The sequence below is a fragment of the Actinomadura citrea genome (genome assembly GCF_013409045.1).
Lineage (GTDB): Bacteria > Actinomycetota > Actinomycetes > Streptosporangiales > Streptosporangiaceae > Spirillospora > Spirillospora citrea.
The window spans coordinates 7,381,304-7,392,266 of sequence record NZ_JACCBT010000001.1; the positions used below are offsets into that span (position 1 = coordinate 7,381,304).

The following is a 10,963-nucleotide window of genomic DNA, read 5'->3' on the forward strand; positions in this document are numbered from 1 at the left end:
GTCCCCGCCGCCGAGTTTCGAGGAGCGTGTGTCGGCGCGGCGCCGACCGTCCTCCCTCGCCGGAAGCGACGAAACACGCGGATCTCTCCCTCAGGAACGCTCTGCGGAAACCTCCGGCGGCATTGGGCTGCGGAAACGTCCGTCGGCCACCCGCAGGCGGGCCCGCTACGAGGTCGGCGGCGGTCGTTACCGGGAGGTGCGTACGCGGTGGACGAGGTCTTCGGCGGCCTCTTGCCAGTGGGGGTGGTGGAAGGTGAAGTCTGCTTCGAGTAGGCGGCCTGGGACGACGCGGCGGCTTTTCAGCAGGAGTTCGGTGTCCGAGCGCAGTGCGAGGGCGCCGAGTTCGGCCATCCATTTCGTTGCGGGCAGGCCCACCGGGACGCGGCATGCGGTGCGCAGTGTTCGCATCAAGGTGCGCTGCGGGACGGGGTCAGGAGCCGCGAGGTTCACCGGTCCGGCGAGGTCGTCCTGGCCGATCAGGAACTCGACCGCGCGGACGAAGTCCTGGTCGTGGATCCAGGACACGTACTGGGCACCGCCCGCGACCGGGCCGCCGAGGCCGAGCCGGGCCAGCCAGAGCAGGTAGTCGAAGACGCCGCCGCGATCGGGGCTCATCACCATGGCGGAACGTAGGGCGACCTTGCGGGTGGACGGTGTCTCGGCCTCCTGCTGCGCCCGCTCCCACTCCTTGGCGATCTTGACGCTGTAGGCCCAGTAGCCGGGCGCTCCGGGCTCGGCGCCGCCGAGCACGCCGGACGCCTCGTCGTTGGGCGCGTCGTAGCGGTGGGCGTAGATGGTGGCGGTGCTCATCTGGAGCCAGACCCGGGGAGGCTTCGCGGCGCCGGCGATCGCCGCACCGACGACCTTGGTGGAGCGCACCCGCGAATCCATCATGGCCTCCAGGGTGGCCGGGGTGTATCGGCAGCTCACGCTGCGTCCGGCCAGGTTGATCACGACATCGCTGCCATCGATCGCCTCGGTCCAGGGACCCGGCGTCTCGCCGTCCCACGGGATCTCGTGCTCGTGTGACGGGTGCCTGGTCAGGACCACGACGTCATGGCCGGCGGTCGTCAGCGCGCGGTTCAGGATCGCGCCGATCTGGCCGGTTCCCCCAGGTATCACGATCCTCATGGCGGCTCTCCCCGTCTCGTGCACGAGCCTGACGTCTGTATTTGAACACGTTCAATACCTGGTCGCAAGGCGATCAGACGGAGAGGCGACCGTCGCAGGGCGCGCATGAGAGCGGTCGACGGCGCCGGCGCGGCGGGTGGCAGTCGAGATGCGAAGTTACGCCGTGGCGTCGCGGTAGGCGTAGAAGGACAGGAACATGTCGACTCCGGAGTCGATGAGGCGCTCGGTCGTGTGGCGGTCGAGCGTCGTTCCGTAGGTGCCGTGCACCAGGTGCGGGTAGAGGACGAGCGCGTAGAGCTGGAGGATCGCGGTCTCCACGTCCGGCATGGTCAGCCGCTCGGCGGCGATGAGGCGTTCGAAGGCCGCCGCCAGCGCGGGACGGGCGCGGTCCGGGCCATGGTGGCGCCAGGCTTCGCCGAGTTCCGGGAAGCGGCGGACTTCACTGGCGACCAGGCGGCGCAGGGCCACCATGTCGGGCCGGGTCATGCTGTCCACCCACGCGCGGGCGGTCCACTTGAGTGCGGCCCGCAGGTCGTCGGAGTGTTCCAGCCGTTGCGCGGTGCCGGAGATGGCGTCGGCGAGGGCCCCCTGGAGGGCTTCGCCGATGACGGCGACGAAGAGGGTCTCCTTGCTCCCGTAGTGGTTGTAGACGGTGACCTTGGAAACGCCGGCGTCGGCGGCGATGGCGTCCATCGCGGCGTCGAAGCCGTCCCGGACGAAGGCCGATCGGGCCGCCTGGATGATCACCTGCCGCTTGCGCGCCGCCCGGTCGCCGGTGAGAACGCGCGGAGACTCGGCGCGTGACCCTGCGCGCTGCGGGGGTGCCGGCATCATCGCTCCTTCGTCGTGGAGGTCCAGCGTACCAAAATCTGAACTGTACGGTTGAGTTCAACTGAACTGTTCCGTACAGTACAAGAAAGGCCGCGGGCTGGATGTGTCCTCCCCCGCGGCAAGACCTGAACACTGGAGTGACGCCATGCACGACACCCGTGTCCCACCGAAAGCACGCGACCCGCACGGTCGGGGTGGTGCTCACTCCAAGACGGCCGCCTTGGCGCTGCTGTCGTTCGCGATGCTGATCGTTTCCCTCGATCAGTACATCGTCGTCGTCGCCCTGCCGGACATCGGCCGCGAGCTGGGATATTCGACGCGGACGCTGCAGTTGGTGGTCAGCGCGTACGCCGTCGCCTCGAGCGGATTCCTGCTGCTGGGCGGCCGCGCCGCCGACCTGCTCGGCCGGCGCCGGATGCTGGTCGCCGGGCTCACGCTTTACGCCGTGGCCTCGCTGGCCGGCGGGCTCGCCACCGGTCCGGCGCCGCAACTGGCGGCCCGGGCGGTCCAGGGGCTCGGTGGGGCGCTGGTCTTTCCCAGCACGCTGGCGATCATCAACACCACCTTCGCCGAGGGTCGTGATCGCAACCGCGCCCTGGGCGTCTGGGGCGGCTCCGGCGCCGCCGGGCTGGTGGTCGGCGTGCTGCTCGGCGGCGTGCTCACCCGCATGCTCGGCTGGGAGGCGGTGTTCTTCGTCAACGTCCCCCTCGCCGGAGCGGCGCTCGTCTCGGCCTTCCGGCTCCTTGAGCCGGACCGGTCGCGGGAAGCGGGCCGGGTGTTCGATCTGCCGGGCGCGCTGACCTCCACCGGCGCGGTCACCCTGCTGGTGTTCTCCCTGGTCCAGGGCCCGGCCCTCGGCTGGGACTCGCCCTGGACCATCGGCACCGCGGCCGGGGGGCTCCTGCTGCTCGCGGCGTTCGCCGTCGTCGAGCGGCGCAGCCCGGACCCCCTCGTGCCCATGCGGCTTCTCGCCAACCGCGTTCTGTGCGTGGCCCTGGTGGTCGCTTTCATGTTCACGGCGACATTCGGGGCCCTCCTGTATTTCCTGTCCATCTACTTCCAGGATGTCCGCGGCTACGACCCGCTGCAGACCGGCGTGGCGTTCCTGCTCCCCACCGCGGTGGTGGTGGCGGGCTCGACCTTCGCCGGCCAGGCCGTGACGCGCTTCGGCCTCAGGCGCACCCTGGTCGCCGCGCTCGCCGTCGGCGCGGCCGGAGCGGCCGCCGTCGGCCTGGCCGTCTCCGCCGACGGCTCCTACGCCGCGCTCGTCCCGGGGCTCGTCGCGGTCAGCATCGGCGACGGCGTCGTGTTCACGATGATGTTCATCGCCGCCGGCACGGGGGTGGCCGACCACCGGCAGGGGGTCGCCTCCGGCATGGCCTCCACCAGCTCGGGCATCGGCGCCGTCGTCGGGCTCGCCGCACTCGTCCTGGTCGCCAACGCCCGCACCGAGGGACTCGCCGGTGAAGAACTGCGCGTCGCCACCGCCGAAGGCATACAGGCCGCCGTTCTCGTCATCGCCGGAGGGATCGTCGCCACGCTCCTCGTCGCCCTCAACCTCCGCACCCCGTCCACTCGCGTCCGCGGGCCCCGGACCGGTCCCGCCACCGATTCGCAGCCGTCCGTCACAATGTCGGAATGATCCGCTCCCGGCTCGGTGTAGGGACTGCCGCCCTTGTGCTCCTGGTTTCCACGGCGGGGGCCTCCTGCTCTGGTGCCTCTCTGAAGCTCCCGACCCGCGAGGGCCCGCCCGCGGCCTGGTCCCTGACCGTGCCGACCGGCGAGAACTCCACGGCGGTCATCGGGCGGGTCGCGGTGATCGCCAACGACCGGGCGGTCCTCGGCGTCGACCCCGGGTCCGGCCGGGAGCTGTGGCGGGTGCCCTCCGGGGAGGACGATGAGGTCGATGTGGCGGGCGCCCTGATCGTGCACCGGCGCAAGACCTCCACGACCGACGCGGTTCGGTTCAGCGTCATCGACCCGGCGAACGGCCGGACGCTCTGGCAGGACGGTCCGGTCACGAAAGTGCAGGTCACGACGGACGCCGTCCTCACCACCGGCTGCGGCGCAGGGGCCACCTGCAAGATCACCCGGAAGGATCTGCGCACCGGGAAGGTCGGCTGGAGCCTCCGGGGCGACGACGTGCGGTTGGCGAACGCGGCGGTCGGAGTGCGGCGGCCGTCCGTCCCGGACACCGGCCAGATCTTCGTTTCACACCGCGGCGACGACCGGCCCCTGCCACCGCCCGAAGAGGGTGGACCCGACAGGAGCGGCTGGTACTCGGTGGTGGTAGGGCGGACGCTGATCAGCACCGACCACGATCCTCCGTCCGGCGACGAGAACTGCACGGTCACCGTCTCCGCGGCCGAGGCGGGGGCCGCCCGCCGCGCATGGACCCGGAAGGTCTACGCGGGTCGCAATGCTGATGGCGAGTGCGAGAAGCGGCTCGCCCCGTCCAGCACAGGACTCGACCTCATCGGCGACGGCCGACGGATCGCCGCGTCCACCGACACCGGCAGGCCGCAGGTCTTCGATCTCGGCTCGGGACGGACGGTCTGGCGCGGCGACGCTCCGGGCGTCCCGATCGACGGTGACGGGCACACGCTCCTGGTCCGTCAGCACGCGGACACCGGCGCCCTTTCTCTGCTGGACTTCGTTTCCGGCCGCGTGCTGTGGAAGGCGCCCGATCCCGGCCTGCCGGGAGAGTCCGCCAGCTGGGAGACCGCCGTCACGCAGCGGCGCGTCGCCGTCAGCGGAGCCGAGGGCGACCACCCGTTCGTCCTCGTCTACGACGCCGCCACGGGCCGTCGCCTCGGCCGCTTCCCGGGATGGCTGCAAGGGCTCGGGAACGACTGGGTCGCGATAGGCCACGACGCCAAGGTGAACACGCTCACCTTGGACTTCATCCGCGTCTGAACGGCCTGCCGCGGCCCGCTCAGGCGAGCGGAACACGACGGGCGTCGGACTCCCGCGTCACCGGCGCCTTGTCAGGCGCCGAGGAGATCGACGGTGGCCGGGGCGATCCCGATATCGGGGGTGATGGACCAGGCCGTGCGCAAGGTCGCCGTCAGCGCGCTGATGGTGAGCCGAACGAGATCTTCTCGCGGGATGTCGTGGTGGTGGATGTGGTCGACGATGAGTTCGTCGAGGTAGCCGACCCAGCCGCGCATGGAGGCGCGGAGCACGGGGTGGACGGGCTGGTCGACGCCGAGGGCGTCGAGGATGCGGAGAGCACCCTGCCAACGCAGATCCTCGATGATGGCGCGGACCTCGGGATCCGAACCGATGCCGCCGCGGAGGAGGGTGAGGAACCCCGCGGCGTGGCGGTCCATGTAGGCGATGTGCCGGCTGATGGCGTTGCGGAGCCGCTCGGCCGGCGTCTCGCCGTCGGGCGGGGTCTCCTGAAGAGTCTGGAGTGCTTCGCCGGCCGCACGGATGGTGGCCAGGTAGAGCCCGCGCTTGTTGGTGAAGTGGTGGGCGATGAGCCCGTAAGCGACGCCCGCCCGGCTGGCGATCTCGGTGGTCGTCACCTCGTCGTAGGCGCGTTCTGAGAACAGCTGCGAGGCGGCCGTGATGAGTCGGGCACGCCGGTCGATGCGGGGTGTCCTGGTGCCGTCGAGGTGCGGGCCGGTCATGGAAAAAGCCTAGAGCGCGGCGGCCGACGGCCGCGTGGGCTCGGGCATGGCGGAGTTCGCCGACGACAGCGGCAGGGCGCGGGCCGTCAGGGGCCTGAAGGTCACCGGTTTCATCGAGGTTCCCCTTGCTTGACGATCCGGAACGGCAGGACTACCGTCCCAAACTGATTGATAATCAGTCAATAGGGAGCCTCGGATGGGCAGCGGCACTTCGGGTGGGAGCAGGAGGATGAGCCGTCGATCGGTGGCAGAGGCGCCGATCCTGGTGACGGGCGCTTCGAGCGGGATCGGCCGAGCGGTGGCGTTCGCCCTGGCCGAGCGGGGTGGACGGTTGGCGATCGCCGCTCGTCGCCGGGCGGTCCTGGAGGAGACCGCCGACCAGATCGAGGGCGCCGGCCTGGTACGGCCCCACGTGATCGAGGCGGACCTGTCCCGTCCCGGCGCGGCCGCCGAGCTGGCGCGGAACGCGATGTCCGCGCTGGGCAGTGTGCAGATTCTGATCAACAACGCCGGCATCGGCCTGGTGGCCGCGCAGTGCGCCATGGGTGACGACGATCAGGCACGGGCGCTGTTCGAGACGAACCTCTGGTCTCCGCTCGCCCTGACCCGGCACCTGTTCCCGACCCTGCGCTCCAGCGGTGGTCTGGTGGTGAACGTCACCTCCACCCTGCGGGCCGTGCCGATCCCGCTTCTGGGCTACTACGGCGCGTCAAAGGCCGCCCTGGCGCATCTGACCGTCACGCTGCGACACGAACTGCGGGGCACCGGTGTGTCGGTGCTGGAGATCGTGCCCGGTGCCACGGACACCGCCGCCCGTGACATCGATCTGCTCCCCTGGCGGGCCGGCCCGATGCGAACCCCGCCGCCGGTCTCGCCCGAGTCGACGGCCAAGGCGATCGTGAAGGCCGTCGAGCGTGGCGAGCTTCGCCGCAGCCATCCGGCGACGTCGCTCCTGCCACTGGAGATACCGGCCCTGGGCCGGCTCATCGCCAAGGTCGTGACGCGACGGGTCGACCTCAGGTGAGGGGGCCGGTGGCCACCGTGATTGTGCCGCCGGGGAGCCAGCTGGTGCCGGTGTGCGGGTGTCGCGCCGGGGCTCTCGACGGCATGAAGGTGACGAGGGAGGCCGAGTACAGCCGAGGCGGGCCGGCCTCTCCCCTGCCGCCGCGCCATGCCCGGTAACCGGCGGAGGAGGGGGTTTCGTCAGGGAACCGGGCCCGTAGCTCGGCGGCGTAGCGAAGCGGTTCCGGGTCGCGTGGGGAGAAGCGCAGCGGGAGCATCTGGGCGGCCGGGATGGCCAGCAGCGGCGCGCTGAGCAGCCAGGGCGCCAGGTAGGCGCCCTGTCCCCGCAGACTGCCGCGCGCCATCTGGCGGAGGGCCGCCTCCCCTCCGGACCAGCCTGAGACGAGGATGACCGGACGGTTCGCGCCCGCCGCCGCGAGCTTCATCCCGGCCCGCGTGCTCGCCTCCCGGACGACCAGCTCCGCGGCCCGCGAGCGGGGTGACCCGTCGCCGACCAGGTGAACGGAACGGACCCCGCGGCCGGCGAGGAACGCGACCGTCGCGCGGAGGGCGGCGGCGTCGGCGGTGTCGAGCCGGCCGGCGGGGCACGGGACCGCCGTGCGACCGCCCGAGACGAGGGTGCCGAGGGCGGCGCTCGCGCATTCCGGGCCGTCCGCGCCCAGCTGCGGCGACGTGGCCGGACCACGGCCGGTGTCGACCGGGAGGAAGGTCGTCCGGCCGCCGGAGCCGAGGCTGATCCGGCTGCGGCCGGTCGGGAGCCACACCTGCCGCCAGGTTCCCGGCGCGCCCGGCAGGCGCGCCGTGGCGCTCGCCGGATCCCGGGAGGTCCCCACCGAGACCGGACGGTCGCCGGTGTGGACGAGGTTCCAGCCGGGGCGCTGCGGAGTCACCAGGATCGGCAGGCGCTCCCCGGCCAGGTCGACCTCGCGCAACAGCGGAACACCGGGGGTGACCCGGTCCCGAACCACCGTGAGCGAGCCGCCCACGGTGAGCGTCGCGAGCGCGGCGGCCAGCACCGCGCCGGACGCGACGGAGCGCCGGGGGTGCTGGAGCGCGCGGGGCGTCGCGAGCGCCACCGCGGCCAGCGCGAGCGCCACGAGGACGCGGTCCACGGCCACCAGGTACCCGACCGCCGCGACGGCCGCGACGACGGAGACGAGCACGGTGAGGCGGCGGGACGGCGGGCCGGTGCGCGGACGGAGCAGCGCGGCGCCCGCCACGACGGCGGTGGCGAGCAGGGCGACGACGCGGATCGCCGTGGTGGCCCGGCCGCCGTCCGGCACCGCGCCGTGACCGCCGTGACCGCCGTCCGCCCACGCCGGGGAGGCGAGGAGCAGCAGCGCCGCCGCCGTCCACACCCCGGTGGACGGCAGCGCGCGTCGGACGTCAGCGGACGTCGGCATCGGAGACCGCGAAGAGCACGCCGTGCGGCCGGGCGTCGCCGGTCTCGCCGTGCGGCCACGCGGACCGGTTGAACTCCACGCAGGGGCGGCGGGTGTGCTCGTCCTTGAAGCTCCGGTCCAGGGAGAGCTGCTGCCGCGGCGAGATGTCGACCATGCAGACGCGGTGGTCGCCGTCGAACGGCGACGCGGCGACGAAGTAGTTCGCCAGCACGAGGCGCGTCGGCTGCCGCGTCTCCTGGTAGTGGCCGCCGGGGCCCTGCCGGAAGTTGTCCAGCGCCGCCCAGTGCGGGCCGCCGGTCGTCGGGTCCTCCACGGGCAGGGCGCTCACCAGGGACGGGCAGTCGGGCTCGGCGCCGCCGCGCGTCACCTCCTCCAGGGTGTCGATGTTGCACCGGGTCCGCCTGCCCGCGTCGACGAGCTTGCGGACGTCCAGCACGTACACCATGCCGGTGTCCTTGCCGCCGGACGACTCGTCCCCCCGGCGCATGACGACGTGGTACAGGTAGCGGTCGTCCGCGCTGGTCTGGAGCCAGGAGCCGCCGTCCATGCCGACGCGGTTGTCCAGCTCGGGGGCGAGCCTGGTGAACGCGGTCGTGTCGTCGAAGACCTCGCGCCACGTCGGCTTCGGGTCGGTGATGTCGGGGGTGTAGTAGATGGACGCCCCGCCCATCGTCGACACGAACCCGCCCCGGTGGCGGCGTTCGTTGGTGAGCGCCGTCTCCATCACCACGCGCGGCTCCTCCTCGATGAGGAACGGCTCCTTGCGCGGTCCGTCCGGGAGGCGGGAGACCGACAGCAGCCTGGGGCGGTCGCGGTGCGCGATGTCGTAGATCCGCACCGTGTCGCGGGCGATGTAGAAGTCGGCGGTCGGGAGCAGCATCAGGCTCCGCACCTCGGCGAAGTCGCTGGTGACCAGCCGGTTCAGGTCCTCGCGCACCCGGATGCCGTGCGGGTTGGCGCAGGTCGGCGGGTCCACCTGCGGGATGCTGTGGCAGGTGTCGGGCTCGGCCGCCTCTGTGGCCGCCGGGTACTCGACCCGCACCCTGCCGGTCTGGTCGATCCGGAGCACCTCTCCCGGAGTACCCGCCGCGCCGTTACCGGTCCTGACCTCGCCGTGCGTGTACGTGCAGGGGCCGGGGACGTTGGGGCCGCCCATGTAGGCGCCGTAGACGGTGCCGTCCTTCAGGGTCGTGAACGCGTCCGGGGCCGTGCCGCAGGGGGTGTCCGTGGCGGTGGTGACGCCGCTGAGCCTGATCCGGGGCAGCTGCCCCACGTCGAACACGTAGGTCGTGTCGCTGAGCAGCCCGCCGGCGAACACCTTGTCGCCCTTGTGCCACACGTACTGCATGTGGTGCGGCTCGTTCTGCAGCAGCGGGCCGATCGTCGCGGTGTTGACGACCTTGCCGTAGTCGCGGGACCCCTTCGTCGCGTCGATCACGGCGAGGAAGTCGGGGTCCCCGGAGCCCTCGACGTCGGACTTCCGGTGGGCGGTGTGGCCTGCGGCGCCCACCGGGCCGCCCGGGACGCTCGCGTCACCCGTCCAGACCAGCAGCCATTCCTTCCGGCGGCCTTCGCCCTTCGTTCGGACCACGTGGTTCGTGACGGTGTAGGTGGTGCCGTCGCGTCCCTTGACGCTGGACGTGCTGACGGCCACGTCACCGGCCCTGGCGTCCGCCCCTGCCATGGGCTGGAACGCGAGCAGACCGGCGGCCGCCGCCGCCGCGATGAGAACGATCACTCTTCGGCGCAGGTTCGAGAACGGTGCGGTGCCGACCATGGCCTTCTCCCCCGTGTTCCTGCAGGCGGGATCGCCGATCGGCGTCAATTTACTATACTAATTACTAGCGATCCAGAGTCCGGCGCGCAGCACCCCACCCCCAAGGCGGAAGGGCGCGCGGATTGCCTCGCCGCCGTCCGCGGATGCCCGGAGGTGAAGGATTTCCGCGTCCGACGACGCCATTCCGCACGGTGCAGCCAGTCGGCGACCTGGCCGGCGGTCACGCCGCACCTCCCCGCCATTCCCCATAAGCCACGCTCGCGGGCCGCGACTTTGCTACATAATCCTCCAGTTGACCGAATCCGGCCCACCGTCCGAGGTTTGAGCGAAGCGCTTCGACGACCCTTACGCACGGACCACATTCTTGGGCGCCGAGTTCACTGCCCGATCCGCCCTGAGGCTCGCCCCGCTCGGCAGTGCGAACTCGGTTGAGGTCTCGCCGCAGCAGTGTCGATTTCGGGGGTGGTCGTTCGTGTAGGGGGTGAGGGGCCGCAGCAGGACGGCCCGCGCCACGGAAGGGATCAGCTCGATGCGTTCGATCAGCGTCACGATGTTCGTCACCCTCGATGGAGTCGTCCAGGGCCTGGGGCGCCCGGACGAGGACACCCGCGGCGGCTTCGCCCACGGAGGCTGGGGCCCGCGGTACAACGACGAGGTGATGGGCCGCGAGATGGCCAAGGGGATGGCCAACGCCGGGCACATGCTGTTCGGCCGCCGGACGTGGGAGGACTTCCTCCGCGCGTGGGGACGGGCCACCGACGGCAACCCGTTCACCGAGCACATGAACGCGGCCACGAAGTACGTGGCGTCGAGGACGCTGGACGACGTGGACGCGTGGCAGAACTCGATCCTCCTGCGCGGCGAGGCCGCCGAGACGGTCGCGGAGCTGAAGGCCCGGCCCGGCGGCGATCTCGCGATCAACGGCAGCGCCTCACTGGTCCAGAGCCTGCACGCCGCCGGCCTGATCGACCGCTACACGCTGCTGATCCACCCGCTGACCCTCGGCGCCGGCAGGCGCCTCTTCGAAGGCCCCGCCCCGCTGACCGAGTTCGACCTGACCGGAAGCGTAACGACCCCCAAGGGCGTGATCATCGCTCACTACAACCGCCGCTGAGACCGGATTTGGGGGTTGGTGGGATGTTGGTTAGCTTTTGGGCTGACTG

General features: G+C 71.6%; 9 protein-coding genes. 4 read left to right on the forward strand and 5 right to left on the reverse strand.

The features are described 5' to 3' along the window. Positions 1–186: 186 nt before the first annotated feature. Both BJ999_RS33700 and BJ999_RS33705 read right to left on the reverse strand, forming a co-directional pair. The gene (locus BJ999_RS33700) at positions 187–1,131 is read right to left on the reverse strand and encodes a TIGR01777 family oxidoreductase (RefSeq protein ID WP_179836999.1); all 945 of its coding nucleotides are present in this window, start codon (positions 1,129–1,131) and stop codon (positions 187–189) included. 156 nt (positions 1,132–1,287) lie between these two features. Beyond that, a complete protein-coding gene (locus BJ999_RS33705; RefSeq protein WP_179837000.1) occupies positions 1,288–1,962 on the reverse strand; it encodes a TetR/AcrR family transcriptional regulator in 675 nt (224 codons plus the stop codon). A 145-nt stretch (positions 1,963–2,107) separates the two neighbouring features. Here BJ999_RS33705 and BJ999_RS33710 point away from each other — a divergent pair, with 145 nt between their 5' ends. Next, on the forward strand, positions 2,108–3,604 hold the full coding sequence (locus tag BJ999_RS33710) for an MFS transporter (RefSeq protein ID WP_179837001.1): 1,497 nt from the start codon (positions 2,108–2,110) through the stop codon (positions 3,602–3,604). Positions 3,605–3,732: 128 nt separating this feature from the next. Next, entirely contained in the window at positions 3,733–4,878 is a 1,146-nt protein-coding gene (locus BJ999_RS33715; protein ID WP_179837002.1) for an outer membrane protein assembly factor BamB family protein, read from the forward strand. Between the two features lie 71 nt (positions 4,879–4,949). Here BJ999_RS33715 and BJ999_RS33720 read toward each other — a convergent pair whose 3' ends face one another. After that, the gene (locus BJ999_RS33720) at positions 4,950–5,597 is read right to left on the reverse strand and encodes a TetR/AcrR family transcriptional regulator (protein ID WP_179837003.1); all 648 of its coding nucleotides are present in this window, start codon (positions 5,595–5,597) and stop codon (positions 4,950–4,952) included. A 229-nt stretch (positions 5,598–5,826) separates the two neighbouring features. Between BJ999_RS33720 and BJ999_RS33725 the strand changes: the two genes are divergently transcribed. After that, complete coding sequence (locus tag BJ999_RS33725; RefSeq protein WP_179837004.1) at positions 5,827–6,621, forward strand: SDR family NAD(P)-dependent oxidoreductase; 795 nt, start codon at positions 5,827–5,829, stop codon at positions 6,619–6,621. Here BJ999_RS33725 and BJ999_RS33730 read toward each other — a convergent pair. Continuing rightward, entirely contained in the window at positions 6,614–8,023 is a 1,410-nt protein-coding gene (locus BJ999_RS33730) for a hypothetical protein (RefSeq protein WP_179837005.1), read from the reverse strand. The two genes, BJ999_RS33725 and BJ999_RS33730, sit on opposite strands and share 8 nt — an antisense overlap. Then, positions 8,007–9,800, reverse strand: a complete 1,794-nt coding sequence (locus BJ999_RS33735; protein ID WP_218935359.1) for a selenium-binding family protein — start codon at positions 9,798–9,800, stop codon at positions 8,007–8,009. Before BJ999_RS33735 ends, BJ999_RS33730 begins: the two co-directional genes overlap by 17 nt. 529 nt (positions 9,801–10,329) lie before the next feature. On the opposite strand from BJ999_RS33735, the gene BJ999_RS33740 reads away from it, so the two are divergent. Continuing rightward, positions 10,330–10,914 (forward strand): dihydrofolate reductase family protein, encoded by a 585-nt coding sequence (locus BJ999_RS33740; protein WP_179837006.1) that lies wholly within the window; start codon positions 10,330–10,332, stop codon positions 10,912–10,914. Positions 10,915–10,963 lie beyond the last annotated feature (49 nt).